At 67.7% G+C, this 18946-nt stretch carries 16 protein-coding genes; 5 read left to right on the top strand and 11 right to left on the bottom strand.

Annotated elements, in window-relative coordinates; all coding sequences use genetic code 11:
- Positions 1 to 6: 6 nt before the first annotated feature.
- Positions 7 to 1452, bottom strand: coding sequence for an AlkA N-terminal domain-containing protein (locus IB258_RS12870; protein WP_192352665.1), 1446 nt, complete (start codon positions 1450 to 1452; stop codon positions 7 to 9).
- Between the two features lie 146 nt (positions 1453 to 1598).
- Here IB258_RS12870 and ogt point away from each other — a divergent pair, with 146 nt between their 5' ends.
- The 4 genes from ogt to IB258_RS12850 all read left to right on the top strand — a co-directional run bounded on the left by ogt (position 1599) and on the right by IB258_RS12850 (position 5552).
- A complete protein-coding gene (gene ogt, locus IB258_RS12865) occupies positions 1599 to 2147 on the top strand; it encodes a methylated-DNA--[protein]-cysteine S-methyltransferase (protein WP_192352664.1) in 549 nt (182 codons plus the stop codon).
- 73 nt (positions 2148 to 2220) lie between these two features.
- Positions 2221 to 3186, top strand: coding sequence for a DUF3829 domain-containing protein (locus IB258_RS12860; RefSeq protein ID WP_054451631.1), 966 nt, complete (start codon positions 2221 to 2223; stop codon positions 3184 to 3186).
- A 202-nt stretch (positions 3187 to 3388) separates the two neighbouring features.
- Positions 3389 to 4474: a tartrate dehydrogenase gene (locus IB258_RS12855; protein WP_192352663.1), complete on the top strand. Its 1086-nt coding sequence runs from the start codon at positions 3389 to 3391 to the stop codon at positions 4472 to 4474.
- Between the two features lie 97 nt (positions 4475 to 4571).
- Positions 4572 to 5552: a tripartite tricarboxylate transporter substrate binding protein gene (locus IB258_RS12850; protein ID WP_119451784.1), complete on the top strand. Its 981-nt coding sequence runs from the start codon at positions 4572 to 4574 to the stop codon at positions 5550 to 5552.
- Between the two features lie 13 nt (positions 5553 to 5565).
- Here the strand turns inward: IB258_RS12850 and IB258_RS12845 are convergent, their stop codons facing one another.
- The 10 genes from IB258_RS12845 to urtA form a co-directional block, all read right to left on the bottom strand.
- Entirely contained in the window at positions 5566 to 6171 is a 606-nt protein-coding gene (locus tag IB258_RS12845) for a phosphatase PAP2 family protein (RefSeq protein WP_054451628.1), read from the bottom strand.
- A 91-nt stretch (positions 6172 to 6262) separates the two neighbouring features.
- Positions 6263 to 6691 (bottom strand): arsenate reductase (glutaredoxin), encoded by a 429-nt coding sequence (arsC, locus tag IB258_RS12840; protein ID WP_054451627.1) that lies wholly within the window; start codon positions 6689 to 6691, stop codon positions 6263 to 6265.
- A 65-nt stretch (positions 6692 to 6756) separates the two neighbouring features.
- Entirely contained in the window at positions 6757 to 8286 is a 1530-nt protein-coding gene (locus IB258_RS12835; protein WP_192352662.1) for a PepSY-associated TM helix domain-containing protein, read from the bottom strand.
- A 23-nt stretch (positions 8287 to 8309) separates the two neighbouring features.
- A complete protein-coding gene (locus IB258_RS12830; RefSeq protein ID WP_192352661.1) occupies positions 8310 to 10511 on the bottom strand; it encodes a TonB-dependent siderophore receptor in 2202 nt (733 codons plus the stop codon).
- 185 nt (positions 10512 to 10696) lie between these two features.
- A complete protein-coding gene (locus tag IB258_RS12825) occupies positions 10697 to 11110 on the bottom strand; it encodes a DUF2946 domain-containing protein (protein WP_119449222.1) in 414 nt (137 codons plus the stop codon).
- A gap of 75 nt (positions 11111 to 11185) precedes the next feature.
- Positions 11186 to 11884: an urea ABC transporter ATP-binding subunit UrtE gene (gene urtE, locus IB258_RS12820; protein WP_119449223.1), complete on the bottom strand. Its 699-nt coding sequence runs from the start codon at positions 11882 to 11884 to the stop codon at positions 11186 to 11188.
- A gap of 1 nt (position 11885) precedes the next feature.
- Positions 11886 to 12725, bottom strand: a complete 840-nt coding sequence (urtD, locus tag IB258_RS12815; RefSeq protein ID WP_054451622.1) for an urea ABC transporter ATP-binding protein UrtD — start codon at positions 12723 to 12725, stop codon at positions 11886 to 11888.
- Positions 12722 to 13849 (bottom strand): urea ABC transporter permease subunit UrtC, encoded by a 1128-nt coding sequence (gene urtC, locus IB258_RS12810; protein WP_192352660.1) that lies wholly within the window; start codon positions 13847 to 13849, stop codon positions 12722 to 12724. The genes urtD and urtC overlap by 4 nt, the downstream gene beginning before the upstream one ends.
- Positions 13846 to 15477 carry an urea ABC transporter permease subunit UrtB gene (gene urtB, locus IB258_RS12805; RefSeq protein WP_175164442.1) on the bottom strand — a complete coding sequence of 544 codons (1632 nt, stop codon included), beginning with the start codon at positions 15475 to 15477 and terminating at the stop codon, positions 13846 to 13848. Before urtB ends, urtC begins: the two co-directional genes overlap by 4 nt.
- Before the next feature lie 20 nt (positions 15478 to 15497).
- Complete coding sequence (urtA, locus tag IB258_RS12800) at positions 15498 to 16751, bottom strand: urea ABC transporter substrate-binding protein (protein ID WP_054451619.1); 1254 nt, start codon at positions 16749 to 16751, stop codon at positions 15498 to 15500.
- A gap of 369 nt (positions 16752 to 17120) precedes the next feature.
- Here urtA and atzF point away from each other — a divergent pair, with 369 nt between their 5' ends.
- Positions 17121 to 18941, top strand: a complete 1821-nt coding sequence (gene atzF, locus IB258_RS12795) for an allophanate hydrolase (RefSeq protein WP_192352659.1) — start codon at positions 17121 to 17123, stop codon at positions 18939 to 18941.
- The last annotated feature ends 5 nt before the right edge of the window (positions 18942 to 18946 follow it).

The following is an 18946-nucleotide window of genomic DNA, read 5'->3' as shown; positions in this document are numbered from 1 at the left end:
CCGCGCTCAGGCCGTCCACAGGTGCTGCGCCGCGTATGCGCGCCAAGGCCGCCAGGTTTCGGCGCGGGCCAGCAATTGAGCCGGGGTATAGGTCCGCGCTTCCAGTCTTTCGAGTCCGCGGATCAGGCCGATGTCGGCGGACGGAAACGCGTCCGGCTCGCGCAATTGGCGCAGCGCGATGTATTGCGCCGTCCATTCGCCCACGCCGCGTATCGTGCACAGCCGGCGCACTGCGTCTTCCAGGCCGCCGGCGGCATCGAACAGATGCTTGTCCGCCACTGCCGCCGCGGCGACCGCCGACAAGGTGGCCGCGCGGCTGCGCGGCATGCCCAGCGACGCAAGCTCCGCCGGCGCCACGGCTTCAGGCAAGGGGAACACATGCGTCAGCGCGCCTTCGGGACGGGTCATGGCGGCGCCGTGCGCGGCCACCAGCTTGCCGGCCAGGCGTATGGCCGCAGCCACCGTGATCTGCTGCCCGAGCACGGCGCGCATGGCCAGCTCGAAGCCGTCCCAGGCGCCAGGCACGCGCAGGCCGGGCCGCGCGCGGATCAGTTCGGTCATGACGGGATCGCTGGCGAACTGCGCGGCGATGGCGACCGGATCGCTGGCCAGATCGAAGACGCGGCGCAGGCGCGCGATGATGGCCGGCAGCGCTTGCAGCCGGGGAAAGCGCACCGTGGCCTCGAGCGCATCGCCGCGGCCCGGGCGCACCGTCACCGTGCCCTGGCAGCCGTCCAGCAGGACAGTGCGCGCATAGCTGTCGTCCGTGACGTGTTCGATGCCGGGAATCGCGCGCAGCCGCAGGAAAGCCAGCATGGCGTCCCAGTCATAGGGCGGACGGTAGCGCAGCAGCAACTTGATCTCGCCTTCCTGCGCCGCGGAAACTTCCGGCTTGCCGGAGCGCCGCAGCTCGCCCGGGGCGCGCGCGAACAGGTCATGGAAGATCTCGTTGAAGCGGCGGATGCTGCCAAAGCCCGACGCGAAAGCGATCTCCGCCATCGGCAGCCGGGTTTCGTGGATCAGCTGCTTGGCCAGCAGCACGCGCCGCGTCTGGGCCACGGCCACGGGCGAGGCGCCCAGGTGCTGGCGGAACTGGCGCCGCAACTGGCGTTCGCCCACGCCCAGGCGCTGCGCCAGCGCGTCCACCCCGTCCTCGTCCAGCGCGCCCAGTTCGATCAGTTGCAGCGCGCGCGCCACGCTGTCGGGCAGTTCATGCCCGGGTCCGACTTCCGGCGCGGTCTCGGGTCGGCAGCGCAGGCAGGGGTGATAGCCGGCTTCCTGCGCCGCCGCCGCGGTGGCGTAGAACGTGACGTTCTTCGACAATGGCGTGCGCGCGGGGCAGACCGGGCGGCAATAGATGCGCGTGGTCTTCACTGCCGTGAAGAAGCGGCCGTCGTAACGGGAGTCGCGCACTTGGATGGCGCTGTAGCAGGCGTCGTGGTTCAGGTCCATGGAATCATGCTAACGCCGCGGCGGGCGTCGGATCTAGCGGTTTTCGGACAGTGTTGTGGATGCGGCATTCCTGTCCGAAAACCGCCAGCGCATGGCTTGCTCCCCAGCCTATATTGTTTGCGTCGATCATCGCAGGAGGCCATCCCATGCCAGCCCGTACCCAGACATTTCTGCTTGAACGCGTACCCACGCCCATCGGCCTGATGCTGATCCTGAGCGACGAGCAGCGGCGCCTGCGGGCGGTCGACTGGGAGGACTACGAAGCGCGCATGCATCTGTTGCTGCGCAGGCAGTACCGCCATCAGAACGTGGAGCTGCGCGATGCGGCCCAGGCCTCGCCCGCGCGGCGCGCGCTGCTGGATTACTTCGACGGCGACGTGCGCGCCATCGACGCGCTGGATGTGGCCACGGGCGGCACGGACTTCCAGCGGGAAGTGTGGCGGGCGTTGCGTGAAGTGTCGGGCGGCCAGTCGATCAGCTATGGCGCGCTGGCGCATCGCATCGCGCGTCCCGCAGCCGTGCGAGCGGTGGGCGCGGCCAATGGGGCGAATCCCATAGGCATCGTCGTGCCTTGCCACCGCATCGTGGGCGCTGACGCAGCCCTGACCGGTTACGGCGGCGGACTGCACCGCAAGCGCTGGCTGCTGGATCACGAGCAGAGATGGCTTGAAAATTCTTGTGACAGGGTTGAATAGATTTGTAGCTTGTTAAGCATCTGATGGGCATATCATGCGTCCCCTTCAGAGCAACCCGCAACAGGAAACAAAGATGTTTATGCCGCGCCCCTTGCGCATGTCCGCAGTTCTGGCCGTCACGCTGGCGCTCGCCGCGTGCGGCGACGATAGCGCCAAGAAGGAAGCGAAAGCGCCCGAGGCGGCCACCGCCCAGGCCGAGATCACCAAGTACAACCAGTACGTCGACACCGCCAACAGCATTTCCACGACTTTCGAGCAGGCGCTGGAACGCTACGAGGCCTATGCCGTCCCGGCGCTGAAGGAAGGCAAGCCGCTCAAGGATTTTGTCATCAGCAATGATTCGACGATCCAGCGCACCAAGGAGAAGCTTGACCGCGCGCTGGCGATGACGACGCCCATCGCCGAGATCGACGGGCCGGCCAAGGAATTCTCGGATGCGTTGGGCAAGCTGGCGCCGCTGAGCCACGAACTGCAGAACTATGCCGCAGCCAAGACCTTCCTGTCCGACAACGGCGCACTGGCGCGCGAGAAGAGTCCGGCCTATGTCGCGGCGCTGACCGAAGTCGTGAAGGCGGAGAACGGCTTCTACCGCGGCATCTCCATCAAGGACACGGCCAACACCAAGGAAGCCTTCGAGAAAGCCAAGAAGGACACGGTCGCCTACTACCGCGCCGGCATGGTCTATTACGGCAAGGCCACGATGGACAAGGCCTCGGGCGTGTTTGAGGGCAAGGGCCTGGGCGCCGACCAGGACGCGTTCAAGCAGGAGCTGGACAAGATGAACGAAATGGCGCTGGGCTTCGACAAGAAGACGCGTGAAGCCGACGCCAAGGGCTGCTCCGGCATGATGATGAACGTCAACGGCTTCCTGGCCTCCGGCCGCAAGATCCTGGAACACACCAACAATGGCCGCTACAAGGAAGACGCCGCGCGCACCGGCGCGTTCAAGATGATGCGTCCCACCATCGAAGACGACGCCAACAGCCTGCGCCAGAACTTCAACAACCTGATCTCCGACCTGAACATCGGCCGCTGCTGATCGCAGCGCGCCCCGCGGCTGGTTCATGGCCGCAACCTGACACAGCGCCCCATGCGGGCGCTGTTTTTTCATGTGCGTCAGGTTTCTCCGTCTGCCACCTTCAACTCCAGGTAAAAGATGTTGTGAATTCCACGGCGCCCGCAGGCCGCGGGCCTCAGTACAGTGCCGACAGCATCTCACCAGCAAGGAGCCCAGTCGGCACATGAAGACCTATCGCATCGCAACCATCCCCGGCGACGGCATCGGCAAGGAAGTAATACCCGCCGGACAGCGCATCATGCAGGAACTGGCCCGGGACGGCGGCCTGAGTTTCGAGTTCGAGGATTTCGACTGGGGCGGCGACTACTACCGCAAGCACGGCGTGATGATGCCGGCCGACGGCCTGGATGCGCTGCGCGGCAAGGACGCCATCCTGTTCGGTTCTGCCGGTGATCCGCACATTCCCGACCACATCACCCTGTGGGGCTTGCGGCTGAAGATCTGCCAGGGCTTCGACCAGTACGCCAACGTGCGTCCGACGCGCATCCTGCCCGGCATCGACGCGCCGCTCAAGCGCTGCGCGCCGGGACAGCTGGATTGGGTCATCGTGCGCGAGAACTCCGAAGGCGAATACTCCGGCGTGGGCGGCCGGGTCCACCAGGGCCATCCGCTGGAAGCCGCGACCGACGTGTCCATCATGACCCGCGCGGGCGTCGAACGCATTCTGCGCTTCGCCTTCAAGCTGGCGCAATCCCGTCCGCGCAAGTTGCTGACGGTAGTCACCAAGTCCAATGCGCAGCGCCACGCCATGGTCATGTGGGATGAGATCGCCATGGAGGTGAGCCGCGAGTTTCCGGACGTGACCTGGGACAAGGAACTGGTCGACGCGGCCACCGCCCGCATGGTGAACCGCCCCGCCTCGCTGGACACCATCGTCGCCACCAACCTGCACGCCGACATCCTGAGCGACCTGGCGGCGGCGCTGGCCGGCAGCCTGGGTATCGCGCCCACCGGCAACATCGAACCGGAACGCCGCTATCCCTCCATGTTCGAACCCATCCACGGATCGGCTTTCGACATCATGGGCAAGGGCCTGGCGAACCCGGTCGGCACCTTCTGGTCCGTGGTCATGCTGCTGGAGCACCTGGGCGAAACGCAGGCCGCCGCGCGGCTGATGCAGGCGATCGAAAGCGTGACTGCCGATCCTTCTCTGCACACGGGCGACCTGGGCGGAACCGCCACCACGGAGCAAGTCACGGCGGCCGTGTGCGCGAAGCTGGCGGCTGCGGACAGGGCCAAGGCCGCATAGGCGAAGCAAACCCGAAGCGGGATCGGGGCGCAAGACCCCAGGCCCGCTGCGGGATCCACGAGAACAAGCGAATTCCATTCGTACCGAGGAGACAAGCATGCACAAGAGAACGAACCCTGCGCGCATCCTGGCGCTGGCCTGCCTGGCGGGCCTGTCCTTCGCCGGCGGCGCGCAGGCGCAGGGCTATCCGGCCCGGCCCGTGAACCTGGTCGTGCCGTTTCCGGCCGGCGGCACCACCGACGTGCTGGCGCGCGCGCTGGGCCAGGAGCTGGCCAAGAGCCTGGGCCAGCCGGTGGTGGTGGAGAACAAGCCAGGCGCGGGCTCGACCCTGGGCGCGGACTACGTGGCCAAGGCCGCGCCCGACGGCTACACGCTGCTGATGGGCGCCGTGCACCACACCATTGCGACCAGCGTCTACAAGAGCCTGCATTACGACTTCCAGAAGGATTTCGCGCCGGTGACCACGGTGGCCTTGGTGCCCAACGTGCTGGTGGTCAATCCCAAGCTGCCGGCGCAGGACGTGAAGTCCTTGCTGAAACTGGCGCAAGGCCAGCCGGGCAAGCTGACCTATGGCTCGAACGGCATGGGCACGGGGCAACACCTGATTGGCGCGCAGTTCGAAAAGGAAGGGCATGTGCAGTTGCTGCACGTGCCCTACAAGGGCAGCGGGCCGCTCACCACCGACCTGCTGGGCGGCCAGATCGACATGTCCTTCGACACGGTGACGCCGGTGCTGGCCCACATCCAGAGCGGCAAGCTGCGCGCGCTGGCTGTCACCACCAATCAGCGTTCGGCCGCGTTGCCCGATGTGCCGACCATGGAGGAGGCCGGTCTGAAGCCCTTCAACATGGGGACCTGGTTTGGCGTGCTGGCGCCGGCGGCCACGCCTGCGGACGTGGTCGGGCGCCTGAATGCCGAGATGGTCAAGATCATCCGTTCGCCCGACTTCTCGCGGCGGATGGCCGAGATCGGCGCTGTGCCTATCGGCGATACGCCAGCCGAGATGAAGGCGCGCATCGGCACGGATACCGAGAACTACGCCAAGCTGGTCAAGGACGCCAAGGTCGCGATCAACTGAGCGCGGCGTTCGTTCAGGCGCGGATCCAGCCGCGCGCGATCGGCAGGGCCAGGACCTTGCGGTACAGCCCCTGCGTGAGGCCCGTTAGCGGTTCGCCGCAGCGGCGCCACGCCATTGCGGTCAGCGCGGCGGCCACCGGCGCCAGCAGGAGTCCGCCCAGGATGTCCAGCGGGAAATGCACGCCCAGGTAGACGCGGGAAGCGCCCACCAGCACGGCCGCGGCCAGCGCCAGCCAGCCCCAGCCGGCCCAGCGCCGGTCATAGATCAGCGCGAACGCCAGCGTGGCGATGATGATGGTGTGGTTGCTGGGAAACGACGACGTCGCCTTGTGCGGGAAGAAGGCGTGTCCCAGGCCGATGACGAAGGGCCGCGCATGCGGCCACAGCGCGCCGCACAGGTAGCTTGCGAACAGCGCCACGGCGATGCTGGCCAGCGCCTTCAGCGCGACCTCGCGCTGCGGCCGGCCGCCCCACAGCCACAGGGCGGCCAACACGACCGGCACCAGCAGGATCAGCCGGTTCGCCACCAGCATGGCGGCGTGGATCTGCCAAACCGGAGTGGCCGGGTCGGCGTTGATCGAGAGAAAAAGGGACTGGTTGAGGCTTTCAAGGGAATTCATGACTTGTCATCGCGGCGTAATGAAACGATTGCCGCGATGGTAATGATCCCAGCCGTCAGTCCGCTTACAAAAGGCCGCGGACTGCGTCCTTTTACTTCTGGATGCGTTTGCCCTGCGCGTCGATCACGGCTTCGCCGTCTTCCTTGGCGAAGGCGCCTTGCTGCGGGGCGGGCAGGATGTCCAGCACCAGTTCCGACGGGCGGCACAGGCGCGCGCCCAGCGGCGTAGCGACAAAGGGGCGGTTCAGCAGGATGGGGTGCTGCTCGATCGCGTCCAGCAGCGCGTCGTCCGAGAGGGAAGCGTCGTCCAGGCCCAGTTCCAGGTAAGGCGTGCCTTTCTCGCGCAGGGCCTCGCGCACGCTGACGCCGGCCTTCTTGAAGAGTGCCTTCAAGGTGGCGCGCGAGGGCGGCGTTTCCAGGTAAAGCACGACCTCCGGTTCGATGCCGGCGTTGCGGATCATGGCCAGGGTGTTGCGCGAGGTGCCGCACTTGGGGTTGTGATAGATGGTTACGTCGGACATGGAAGCTCCTCTTTCCGGTAGATCGTCATGCAAGGCTGTGAGCATAGTGCATCCGCGCCGGCGCTTCAGGCCCGCAGCTTCTTGCCCAGCCGCCGCCAGCCTATCACCGCGCCGGTCAGGCTGAGCGCCGCGCCGCCCAGGCTCAGGAACACCAGGAGGGCGTCCCACAGCGGACGGCGCGACAAGAGGCCGGTCCAGTCCCAGCTATGCAGAAAGGCAAACAGCCAGCGGCTGGTGCGCGAACCGCTGTCCTGCCGGCTCACGATCTGTCCCGTGCGCGGGTCCAGATAGACCCAGGTCGCCTGCGGATCGTCATAGGTCAGCCGCCATACGGGCAGCGGCTTCTCGACATGGCCAAGCATCGCGTGCTCGTCGCGGGCGTAGTAATAGAAGTCGTAGGCCTGCAGCGTTTCGGCGCTGGCGAGCCGGGCGCCGGGGACCAGCCGGGCGGCGGCGGCGCGCAGGGCCGCCGGGTCGAACGTGTAGGGCTGCGCGTTGCCGGCCGACAGCACCAGCGGGGCGCCTGCGGCGCTGCGCGCCAGCACCACGTCCTGGCCGTCGGCGCGGGCCCAGCGCAATTCGCGCGGGGCGGCGGGCAGGGCTGCGATCAGTTCCCCGGGCGTGGCCAGCGTGTTCCCGGGCGCCCCGGCATAGGCTCCCTGGGCCAAGGGCGGCGCTCCGCTGCTGAACAGCTTCCACGGATTCATCGACATCAGTCCGCTGAAGATCCAGGTGATGGTGATGGCCGCGAACAGCAGGCCGCTCAGGTGGTGCCAGCGCATCATGTTTTCGCGGTAGGGCGAACGGCTGCCGCTGGCATAGGGCCGCGAAAAGCGCCAGCGCAGGATGCCGACCCCCGTGCCCGTCACGGCCAGCAGCACGCCTGCGACCGACAGCCACACCACGATGTCGTGCCACCAACCGTCCAGCGCATTGCCGCGGAACGGATACAGCCAGTGGATCCAGGCGCCCGCGTAGTTCCAGACGCGTTCGGCGCGGGTGGCGTCCAGCACCACCATGCCCGTGGCGGACGAGATGTAGAGCCGCGTATGCGCGGGATCGTCCAGGTCCACCCGGTGCAGCGGCCGGTCGGGGCCGAGCGCGCGTGAATGGGTGTAGGCGTCTTCGTCCACGGTACCCAGGTAGCGGGCGGCATACTGGCCTGCCGACCAGGCGCGGGCCGTGGCCAGCGCGGTCGCGGCATCGGCCGGGGGCAACAGAGCGCCGCTGGCGGCGTCCACCATCCTGGGCGCGCGGCGCGCCTCGCCGGGAATCACGTAGACCGGCGCGCCGCCGCGGGCGGCGGCCAGCGCCATGCCGGCGGCGTCCTTGGCGCCCGCCGCCGCCAGCGCCTGCGCGGGTGTGACACTGATCGCCCCGGAATCCAGCGCGGGCAAGTGCGTCAGGCGTTCCTGCGGCGTGAGCTTGGGATAGCCCACGTACATCATCACCACGCCGGAGATGAACCACATGGCGAAGAACAGGCACAGCACGATGCCCGCCCAGCGATGGATCAGGTACAGCCAGCGCTTGGCGCGCGCCGACAGCAGCGGCCCGGCGCGATGGCGGGCGGAGGAGGGTAGCGTCGTGTTCATGGCAGTCTGTCCTGGCGCGCCGCTCAGAAGCGGGCCTGCAAGGTGAGCTCGAACGAGCGGGGCGCGCCCAGGTAGTACATGGTCGGCGTTGCGTTCGCGGCATAGACCTTGTCGGTCAGGTTGCGCACGCGCGCCGTCACGCTGAGGTTGCGGTTGATCCGGTGCGACAGCGCCGCGTCGAACACGGTGTAGGACGGCGTCCAGACGCTGTTGGCGGCGTCCGCGTACATGCGGCCCACGTAGCGCGCGGCCATGCTGGCGGTCCAGTCGGGCAGGAAGGCATAGTCCAGCCAGACGTTGGCCAGGCGGCGCGGAGTGTTGGTGGGCACGTTGCCGTTGCGCGAGACCGCCACGCCGCCCACGGACTGCGAGAAGTCGTCGTACTTGGGATCGACGAAGGCGACATTGCCCTGCAGGGATAGCTGGGAGGTCAGCTGCAGGCCGCCGGCAAGCTCGATGCCGCGCGCCGATTGCGCGCCCACGGGCACGCTGACGCCGGGATTGTTGGGGTCCGAGGTCGCCATGTTCTTGCGCTTGATCTCATAGAGCGCCACGGTGGCTGAACCGCGGCCGTCCCAGAAGTTGAACTTGCCGCCCACCTCGGCCTGCCTGCCGGTGGTGAGCTTGTCATTGTTCAGCACGTCGGTGAACGAGGCGGTGGCCAGGATGCCCGAGGGAGGATCGGCCGCGGTGGCGTACTGCGCGTACAGCGAGGCCTCCGGACTCAGCTCCCAGTTCACGCCCAGCCGTCCGGTCAGCGGCGAGTAGCTGCGCTGCGCGCTGGCGGGCGAGGCGGCGGTGACGGCGCGGCGATTGGTCAGGTCCATGTCGATGAAGTCCTTGCGCAATGCCGACACGATGGCCACGCCCGGCAGCACCGTGGTGCGGTTCTCCATCGTCAGCGCCAGCGTGCGGATGCGGTTGTCGCGGTCGGCGACGTGGCCGCGCTTCATGCCGGGGATGTCGTAGAAATCGCCGGCCGAAAAGTCGTAGGGATCCACTGCGTCGACCTGGCCGGGCAGGCTGGTCGGATAGCGCGTGATCTTGTTCTGGCTGACGTCCACGCCGAAGGACCAGTCGCTGGGCAGGCCGGCCAGGGTGGAGCGGTACAGGCCCTCGACGCGGTTGCCTATCAGGCTTTGTTCGTGCCGTTGCAACAGCGCTCCGGAACGCAGCACCAGGCTGTTGCCCGCGTTCAGGCGGTAGTTCTCCAGGTTGCGGTAATCGCGCTCGGCGCGATAGTAGTAGAGCGTGTTCTTGAAGGTCAGATTGGAGCCGGCGCGCCATTCGGTCAGGGAGCGCGCCCACAGCACCGACTGCTCGTACAGGCCATCGTTGACGTTGTAGTTCTTGAAGCGCGTGCCATCCAGGATGCGGCCCGTGCCTTGCACCACGCCGTTGGCGTCGGTTTTCAGCGGCGTGCCCCAGTAGGGCCGGTCCACCTGTTCGCGCTGGTACTCGAAGGCAAAGGTCTGGGTCACGTCGGCGCCCAGGTCGGACAGTAGCGAGGCGGCCACCTGGCTGGCGCGGGAATGGTTGCCGTCGACCCAGCCGTGGCTGGAGCCGGTGTTGGCATCGATGCGCAGATAGTGGCCGCGGCCGCCGGGCTCGCCCGCCAGTTGCTGGTTCAGCCCAGCTGACAGTTGGCGGCTGTCGAACGAACCCACGCGCAGCTGGCCGTCGTAGAAGGTGTCGCGTTCGGGCAGCTTGGTGACGTAGTTGATGGCGCCGCCGACCGCGCCCGCGCCGAACAGGAAGGTGGAGGGACCGCCGATCGCTTCGACCCGGTCGTAGATCCAGCTATCCACCGGCCGCGCCGCGATCGAGTCGTACTGCACGGAAATGCCGTTAAACAGTTGCGAGACCTGGCCGCCGGAGAAGCCGCGGTAGCTGACCGCGCCCGCGTTGCCCGGCGGCGAGGCGTTGTCCACGCCGGGGATGCCGCGGGCGATCTCCTGCGTGTTCAAGGATCCGCGCGCCTCGATCTGTTCGCGCGAGATCACGGTGACGCTGGCTGGCGTTTCACGCAGGGTCAGGCCCAGGCGGCTGCCCGTGCTGTCGCGCACGTTCAGGTCGATGGGGCCGTTGGGCGCGGGCTCTTCGGAGGCGGCGCCGTGCACGGTGGTGGGCGCCAGGGTGGGCACGGCGGGTTCCGTGGTCAGGGCCTGGGCGGAGCCGCTGGCGAGCGCGCCCAGCAGCAGGGTGTAGGTCGTGGTCTTCTTCATGTCTGGAACCGGTGGTCCGGCCCGCGCGCTCGGCGGCCCTCGCAAAGCGGGCGGGGCTGGCCGGGACGCATGAGCCTGAATGACGGCACGCATCCGGGCGCGCCGGGAGGCGCGGACGGAACGTGGCGGCGGGATAACAGCGGTGGACGCAAACCGGCCGCCGTCAGGCGGCGGGGCGCGCCGGCTCAGACCGCGGGCGGTGCGCGCGGCTGGGCCGCGCTCCAGGCATGAAGAGGATGGGCCGCGAGGAAGAACAGCGGCGGATACGTGATGGCGCGGCCGAGAGGGGCTGGCACGACGGGAACGGGCGCGGGCAGAATGCCCACGTCAGCGTTGGGGTTGCGGCAAAGCGGGCAATGATGGCTGTCGCCGTGATCGTCCGCCTGGGTGCCGTCATTGCTGCCGCCCGGCACCTCCAGGGTCAGGGATGCTTGCCCCGCGCCTTCGCTGGTGCAGAAGTCGACGCTGATGCGATGGGCGTTGTGGCTGGCCGGAGACAGGCTCAGTGCATGCGCCAGCGACGGCGCCAACGACGCCCACAGGATCGCGACGAGCGCGATCCACACGGCGGGGCGGGTCAGGTAGGCAGCGGAGCACATGGCGCCCGATTATATCGGAGCAGATGGGGCTGCCGTCCAGCGTTTGCCAGGAATAATCGAGGTCCGGCGCGGACCCTAAACCGACAGATGCCGCCGCACATCCTCGCCGTCGATGGCGTCGCGGTCGCCGCGCGCCACCACGACGCCGCGCGACAGCACCACGAACTGATCCGCCAGTTCGCGAGCGAAGTCGAAGTACTGTTCGCACAGCAGGATGGCGATGTCGCCGCGCTGGCGCAGCATGTGAATGACTCGGGCGATGTCCTTGATGATGGACGGCTGTATGCCTTCGGTGGGCTCGTCCAGGATGATGAGCTTGGGCTCGGCCACCAGAGCGCGGGCGATGGCCAGCTGTTGCTGCTGTCCGCCGGACAGGTCGCCGCCGCGGCGCGACAGCATGGTCCGCAGCACGGGGAACAGCTCGTACACCTCTTCCTTGATGCAGCGCGCGCGCGCCGCCGGCTTGGTCGCCATGCCCATCAGGATGTTCTCTTCCACCGTCAAGCGGGCGAAGATGTCACGGCCCTGGGGTACATAGGCCATGCCGCGCGCCGCGCGCTGGTGCGGCGCCAGGCGCGTGACGTCCGCGCCGTCGAAGGCGATGTCGCCGCGCGCCACCGGCAGCACGCCCATCACGCATTTGAGCAATGTGGTCTTGCCCACGCCGTTGCGTCCCAAGAGCGCCAGGCATTCGCCCTGGCGCACGGACAGCGACACGCCGCGCAGCGTATGGCTGCCGCCGTAGTATTGGTCGATCGTGTTCACGTCCAGCATCTCAGCGCCCCAGATAGACTTCGATGACCCGCGGATCGGCCTGCACCTTGCTCATCGGCCCTTCGGCCAGCACCGAGCCTTCGTGCAGCACCGTGACCTTGCCGTCGCCCGCGATCTGATTGACGAAATCCATGTCGTGCTCCACCACCATCAGCGAATGGCGTCCGCGCAATTCGTTGAGCAGCTCGCCGGTGCGTTCGGTCTCGGCATCGGTCATGCCCGCCACCGGCTCGTCCAGCAGCAGCAATTGCGGCTCCTGCATCAGCAGCATGCCGATCTCCAGCCACTGCTTCTGGCCGTGCGACAGCAGCCCCGCGGGCAACGCCGCTTCGGGCCGCAACCGGATCAGGTCCAGCGTCTCGCCGATCTTGTCGGCCTGTTCGCCGCTCAATCGCGCGAACAGCGTGGGCCGCACGCGCTTGTCGGTCTTCATCGCCAGCTCCAGGTTTTCGAACACGCTGTGCTGCTCGAACACCGTGGGCCGCTGGAACTTGCGGCCGATGCCGGCATGCGCGATCTGCGCTTCGTTCAGCGTGGTGAGGTCTATGCTCTGGCCGAAGTAGGCCGTGCCCGAAGTGGGCCGGGTCTTGCCGGTGATGACGTCCATCATGGTGGTCTTGCCAGCGCCGTTGGGGCCGATGATGCAGCGCAGTTCGCCCACGCCTATGTCCAGCGTCAGGTCGTTCAAGGCCTTGAAGCCGTCGAAGCTGACCGTGATGCCTTCCAGGTAAAGGATGGCGCCGTGGCTGGTGTCCAGGCCCTTGGGGCTGACGCGGCCGTAGCCGGCATCGCCGCTGGGGCCGCCGTCGAGCGCGGCGGATTCGATGTGCGTGCTGCTCATGCCTTGTTCCCCTGGATGCGGGCGCAGATGCGGCGCGCCAGGCCGACGATGCCGGTGGGCAGGAACAGCGTCACCAGCACGAAGATCAAGCCCAGCGCGTACAGCCAGAATTCCGGCAGCACGCTGGTGAACCAGGTCTTCAGGCCGTTGACGGCGCCCGCGCCGATGATGGGGCCGACCAGCGTGCCGCGTCCGCCGGTGGCGACCCAGATCACCATTTCAATCGAGGTCTCTGTGGACATCTCGCTGGGGTTGATGATGCCGACCTGCGGCACGTAGAGCGCGCCGGCGATGCCGCAGAGCACCGCGGACAGGGTCCAGACGAAGAGCTTGAAGCCCAGCGGGTCGTAGCCGATGAAGCGCAGGCGGCTCTCGGCATCGCGCACGGCGGTGAGCACGCGGCCCAGTTTGCTCTGCGTGACCGCGCGCGCAAGGACCAGCGCGCCTGCCAGCGCGGCCAGCGTGATCCAGTACAGCGCGGCGCGCGTGCCGGGCGCGGTGATGTCGAAACCCAGGATGCGCTTGAAGTCGGTGAAACCGTTGTTGCCGCCGAAGCCCGTGTCGTTGCGGAAAAAGAGCAGCATCGCGGCGAAGGTCAGCGCCTGCGTGATGATGGAAAAGTACACGCCCTTGATGCGCGAGCGGAAGGCGAAGTAGCCGAACACGAAGGCCAGCACGCCCGGCACCAGCACGACCAGCAGCATGGCGTACCAGAAGTGCTCGGTAAAGGACCAGTACCAGGGGTAGCTCTTCCAGTCCAGGAACACCATGAAGTCGGGCAGGTCGCTCTGGTAGATGCCGTCGCGGCCGATGGCGCGCATCAGGTACATGCCGTGCGCATAGCCGCCCAGCGCGAAGAACAGGCCATGGCCCAAGGACAGGATGCCGGCATAGCCCCACACCAGGTCCAGCGCCAGCGCCGCCATGGCGTAGCACATGAACTTGCCCAGCAGCGCCACGGCATAGGCCGACACATGCAGCGCATGGCCGGGAGGGAAAGCGAGATTCAGCAAGGGCAGCAGCGCCAGGAGCGCCACTGCCGCGGCCAGGGCCGCCCACACCCGTCCCGAGTACAGCGGGCGGCGGGTCAGCAGATTCAGCTCAGTCAGCGCGTTCTGTTTCATTCGACGCTCCGGCCGCGAGGGGCGAACAGGCCTTGCGGCCGCTTTTGGACGAACAGCACGATGAGCGCCAGGATGGTGATCTTGGCCATGACGGCTCCGGCATAGGGCTCCAGGAACTTGTTGACGCCGCCCAGGCCCAGCGCGGCGATGACGGTGCCGGCGAGCTGGCCCACGCCGCCCAGCACCACCACCATGAACGAATCGACGATGTAGCCGCGGCCCAGGTCCGGCCCCACGTTGCCCAGCTGCGACAGCGCCACCCCAGCCAGCCCGGCGATGCCGGAGCCCAGGCCGAAGGCCAGCATGTCGACGCGGCCGGTGGGCACGCCCACGCAGTCGGCCATGCGGCGGTTCTGCGTGATGGCGCGCACGAACAGACCCAGGCGGGTATGGTTCAGCAGCGCCCAGACCAGGAACACCACGAAGAAGGCGAAGCCGATGATGACCAGGCGGTTGTAGCTCAGCACCAGTCCGCCCAGTACCGTGACGCCGCCGGACATCCAGCCGGGATTGCTCACCTCCACGTTCTGCGCGCCGAACAGCGTGCGCACGCCCTGCATCAGGATCAGGCTGATGCCCCAGGTGGCCAGCAGCGTTTCCAGCGGCCGGCCATAGAGCCAGCGTATGACGGTGCGTTCCAGCGCCATGCCGACCAGCGCCGTCACGGCGAAGGCCAGCGGCAACGCGGCCAGCACATACCAGTCCAGCCAGCCCGGCAGCCAGGCGCGGAACGCCGTCTGCACTACGTAGGTCACATAGGCGCCTATCATCAGCAGTTCGCCGTGCGCCATGTTGATGACGCCCATCAACCCGAAGGTGATGGCCAGGCCCAGCGCCGCCAGCAGCAGCACGCTGCCCAGGCTGATGCCGTAGAACAGGTTGCCGGCCCATTCGATGGTGGCCAGGTGGCGGTCGATCTGCTTGAGCGCGTGGCCCGCGGCCTCACGCACGCCGGCGTCGGGTTCCGCGTAGGCGCCGTCGCGCTCCTCGGCCAGCGCGGCCAGGGTGGGACGGAATGCGGCGTTGCGGGTGGCGCCCAGCACCTCGACCGCATGGCGCCGCTTGGCGGGATCGCCGCTTTTCAATTCCAGGTTGGCCTGCGCGATCAGCAGCGCGTCGCGCACGGCTTCGTTCTTTTCGGACGCCAATGCCTTTTCCAGCATGGGCAGGCGCGCCGGGTCTCCGGTCTGCTGCAGACGGCGCGCCGCAGCCAGGCGCTCGGCGGGCTGCTCGGAATACAGGCGCGAACCCGCCAGCGCCGCCTCGATGGCGCGCCGCAGGCGGTTATTGATGCCGATGGCGCCTGCGCCTGGGGGCAGCTCGGCGGCGGCGCCCGTCGCCGCATCGATGGCGCGCGCGCCGCCGTTGCCGATCAGCACGCGGCCGTCATCGGCGGCGTAGAGCCGGTCCTCGCCCAGCGCCTGCAGCACCGCTGCCGCCTCGGGTTCGGGCAGCTGGCCCAGCGCGGCAATCGCCTGGAGCCTGGCGTCCGTGTCGTCGCCGGCCAGCGGCGCAAGCAAGGCCGGGTCCACGCCGCTTGCCGCCGCCGGGGCGGCCGCGAGCGGCAGGGACACCAGCCATGCCAGCAGGAAACGACGCAAGTAGAGTGCGATTGCCGCGATGCGCATGGCTGCTTGTTCCCGGTGCGTTAGAGACCTTGCTTGCCTTCGTTGCCCGGGATGTACGGGCTCCAGGGCTGGGCGCGGATCGGACCCTTGCTCTTCCACACCACGCTGAACTGGCCATCCGCCTTGATTTCGCCGATGTAGACCGGCTTGTGCAGGTGGTGGTTGGTCTTGTCCATCTCGATGGTGTAGCCGTCGGGCGCGTTGAATTTCTGGCCGCCCATGGCTGCGATCACCTTGTCCACGTCAGTGGTCTTGGCCTGCTCCACCGCCTGCTTCCACATATGGATGCCGATGTAGGTGGCTTCCATCGGGTCGTTGGTCACCACCGTATTCGCGTTGGGCAGGTTCTTGGCCTTGGCATAGGCCTTCCATTTCTGGATGAAGGCGTCGTTCACCGGGTTCTTGACCGACTGGAAGTAGTTCCACGCGGCCAGGTGGCCCACCAGCGGCTTGGTATCCACGCCGCGCAATTCCTCTTCGCCCACCGAGAAGGCCACCACCGGCACGTCGGTGGCCTTCAGGCCGGCATTGCCCAGCTCCTTGTAGAAGGGCACGTTGGAGTCGCCATTGATGGTGGAGATGACGGCTGTCTTGCCGCCCGTGGCGAACTTCTTGATGTTGGCGACGATGGTCTGGTAGTCGGAATGGCCGAAAGGCGTGTAGACCTCGTCGATGTCGCTGTCCTTGACGCCCTTGGAATGCAGGAAGGCGCGCAGGATCTTGTTGGTGGTGCGCGGGTAGACGTAGTCGGTGCCCAGCAGCACGAAGCGCTTGGCGCCGCCGCCGTCTTCGCTCATCAGGTATTCGACGGCGGGTATGGCCTGCTGGTTGGGCGCTGCGCCGGTGTAGAACACGTTCTTCTCGAGCTCCTCGCCCTCGTATTGCACGGGGTAGAAGAGCAGGCCGTTGAGTTCCTTGAACACCGGCAGCACGGACTTGCGCGACACCGAGGTCCAGCAGCCGAAGACAACCGCCACCTTGTCCTGGGACAGCAGCTGGCGCGACTTCTCGGCAAACAGCGGCCAGTTCGACGCCGGGTCCACCACCACGGCTTCGAGCTTCTTGCCCATCACGCCGCCATTGGCGTTGATCTCGTCGATGGTCATCAGGGCCACGTCCTTGAGCGACGTTTCCGAGATCGCCATCGTGCCCGACAGCGAATGCAGGATGCCGACCTTGATGGTGTCCTCGGCGGCGAGTACCTGCGGCATCCATCCGGACATGGCCAACAGGCTCACGGCGGTCAGTTGCTTAAGGGCTAGTCTGCGTTTCATGGTGACTCCTGATTGGAATGTGCCGGCCGTGCCGGCGAGAACGATCTGAAAACACACGACAACGAGGACCTAAAAGCAAAAGGCATGCCAACCGCGCGGGCACGTGCAGTCCGCTATATGAAAGGGGGGTAGACGAAGGGCGCGCCACGGATGACGGCGCGCCAGGCGGCACGGGCCGATCTGGTGCCGCGTGCACAACATGGGTGCGCGCGCCGCCCGCTGGCGGTGCGCGCATGTGGCGCCGCGGCGATGGCTTCGTGCCGCAGGCGGCCCCTTGCCGCAGGGAATCGGGGCAGGCGCGGGGCGGCGTCCGACATGGCACGCCGATTGCTTGGGAATCCGTACTTGTATACAAGAAAGGATTCCAGCATGAACGCCGTAGCAACGCACAAAGGCCCCGTCGCCTGGACGATCGCGCAGTGGCAGGCCGCCTATCGCAATGAGGGCGCCACGCCCGAGACCTTGTTGGCCGCCTGGGCCGAACGCGGCAACGCGCCAGACAATGCCTGGATCAAGCGCGTGGACGGCGCCATGCTGGCGCGGCAGCTCGACGCTCTGCAAGGGCTGCTGGAAGCGGCCAACGGCGACCTGACGCGGCTGCCGCTTTATGGCGTGCCGTTCGCCATCAAGGACAATATCGACGCCGCCGGCTGGCCCACCACGGCGGCCTGCCCGGAATTCGCATACACGCCCGAGGAAGATGCGACCGTGGTCGCCCGCCTGCGCGCGGCCGGCGCCATCCTGGTGGGCAAGACCAACCTGGACCAGTTCGCCACCGGACTGGTGGGCACGCGTTCGCCGCTGGGCGCGGTGCCCAATACGTTCAATCCGGACTACGTCAGCGGCGGCTCCAGTTCGGGTTCGGCTTCCGTGGTGGCGCGCGGCCTGGCCGCTTTCTCGTTGGGCACCGACACTGCGGGCTCGGGCCGCGTGCCGGCGGGGTTCAACAACATCGTGGGCCTCAAGCCCACCAAGGGGCGGCTCAGCGCGGCAGGCGTGGTGCCGGCATGCCGCACGCAGGACTGCGTGTCGGTGTTCGCGCTGACGGTGGACGACGCCGAACTGGTAGCCGACATCGCGGCGGGTTGGGACGCGCGCGACCCCTATTCGCGCGCTCAGCCTGTAGGGAGCGCAAATCCTTGGCCGGCGCAACCCAGGCTGGCGATTCCCGCGCAGCTGGAATTTTTCGGCGATGCGCAGGCCGCGGCGGCGTTCGATCAGGCCGTGAGCGACCTGAAGGCCAGCGGCGCAACGGTCGAACCCATCGACTTCACGCCATTCAGCGAGCTGGCGGCGCTGCTGTACCAAGGGCCCTGGGTGGCCGAGCGCTTTGCCGCCGTGGAAGCGTTGTGGAAGCAGAACCCCGAGGCCATCCATCCGGTGGTGCGCGGCATCGTCGAACAAGCCGCCAACTACAGCGCGCTGGACGCGTTCAAAGCCGAGTACCGGCGCGCCGAGCTGACGCGCGGCATCCATCAGACGTTGGCGGGCTTTGATGCGCTGGTGGTGCCGACTACGCCCACGATCTACACCATCGCCCAGCTCGAAGCCGATCCGGTGACGCTGAACTCGAGATTGGGGATCTACACCAACTTCACGAACCTGGCCGACCTGTCGGCGCTGGCGCTGCCCGCGGGCATGCGCGGCGACGGCCTGCCCGCGGGCATCACGCTGATCGGCATGGCTTGGCAGGACCATGCGCTGGCGCAGTTCGGACGCCAGTGGCAGGCGCGTCTGGCGCTGCCGCTGGGCGCCACCGGTGCGCCGCTGCCCGCAGCCGAGCATGCGGTCCTCCCCGCGCGTGACACGGTGCGCGTGTCGGTGGTGGGGGCGCACCTGCGCGGCATGCCGCTGAACCACCAACTGACCTCGCGCCGCGCCGTGTTCGTCGAAGCGGCGCGCACGGCCGGCGATTACCGCCTGTACGCCCTGGCCAACACCACGCCGCCCAAGCCCGGACTGGTGAAGTCCGCGAGCGGCGCGCCCATCGAGGTCGAACTCTGGGACGTACCGCTGGCCGCCTTCGGCGCCTTCGTGGCCGAGATCCCCGCGCCGCTGGGCATCGGCACGCTGGAGCTGGCGGACGGCCGCCAGGTCAAGGGATTCATCTGCGAGCCGCGCGGCCTGGAGGGCGCGCGCGACATCACGGAGTTCGGCGGCTGGCGCGCCTACCTGGCCAGCCTGGCCTGATCTCC

Origin of the sequence: Achromobacter sp. ACM02 (genome assembly GCF_014851605.1) — a bacterium.
GTDB classification, from domain to species: Bacteria; Pseudomonadota; Gammaproteobacteria; order Burkholderiales; family Burkholderiaceae_B; genus Achromobacter; species Achromobacter aegrifaciens.
Note: the sequence above shows the minus strand (reverse complement) of the source record. Positions and strands in the feature narration are given on the sequence as shown.

Bases quoted from the DNA above. Each gene is read 5' to 3' on its own strand.
- IB258_RS12870 (WP_192352665.1), bottom strand. From the start codon at position 1,452: ATGGACCTGAACCACGACGCCTGCTACAGCGCCATCCAAGTGCGCGAC.
- atzF (WP_192352659.1), top strand. From the start codon at position 17,121: ATGAACGCCGTAGCAACGCACAAAGGCCCCGTCGCCTGGACGATCGCG.
- IB258_RS12850 (WP_119451784.1), top strand. From the start codon at position 4,572: ATGCACAAGAGAACGAACCCTGCGCGCATCCTGGCGCTGGCCTGCCTG.
- ogt (WP_192352664.1), top strand. From the start codon at position 1,599: ATGCCAGCCCGTACCCAGACATTTCTGCTTGAACGCGTACCCACGCCC.
- IB258_RS12825 (WP_119449222.1), bottom strand. From the start codon at position 11,110: ATGTGCTCCGCTGCCTACCTGACCCGCCCCGCCGTGTGGATCGCGCTC.
- IB258_RS12845 (WP_054451628.1), bottom strand. From the start codon at position 6,171: ATGAATTCCCTTGAAAGCCTCAACCAGTCCCTTTTTCTCTCGATCAAC.
- urtD (WP_054451622.1), bottom strand. From the start codon at position 12,725: ATGAGCAGCACGCACATCGAATCCGCCGCGCTCGACGGCGGCCCCAGC.
- urtC (WP_192352660.1), bottom strand. From the start codon at position 13,849: ATGAAACAGAACGCGCTGACTGAGCTGAATCTGCTGACCCGCCGCCCG.
- IB258_RS12830 (WP_192352661.1), bottom strand. From the start codon at position 10,511: ATGAAGAAGACCACGACCTACACCCTGCTGCTGGGCGCGCTCGCCAGC.
- urtB (WP_175164442.1), bottom strand. From the start codon at position 15,477: ATGCGCATCGCGGCAATCGCACTCTACTTGCGTCGTTTCCTGCTGGCA.
- IB258_RS12860 (WP_054451631.1), top strand. From the start codon at position 2,221: ATGTTTATGCCGCGCCCCTTGCGCATGTCCGCAGTTCTGGCCGTCACG.
- arsC (WP_054451627.1), bottom strand. From the start codon at position 6,691: ATGTCCGACGTAACCATCTATCACAACCCCAAGTGCGGCACCTCGCGC.
- IB258_RS12835 (WP_192352662.1), bottom strand. From the start codon at position 8,286: ATGAACACGACGCTACCCTCCTCCGCCCGCCATCGCGCCGGGCCGCTG.
- urtA (WP_054451619.1), bottom strand. From the start codon at position 16,751: ATGAAACGCAGACTAGCCCTTAAGCAACTGACCGCCGTGAGCCTGTTG.
- urtE (WP_119449223.1), bottom strand. From the start codon at position 11,884: ATGCTGGACGTGAACACGATCGACCAATACTACGGCGGCAGCCATACG.
- IB258_RS12855 (WP_192352663.1), top strand. From the start codon at position 3,389: ATGAAGACCTATCGCATCGCAACCATCCCCGGCGACGGCATCGGCAAG.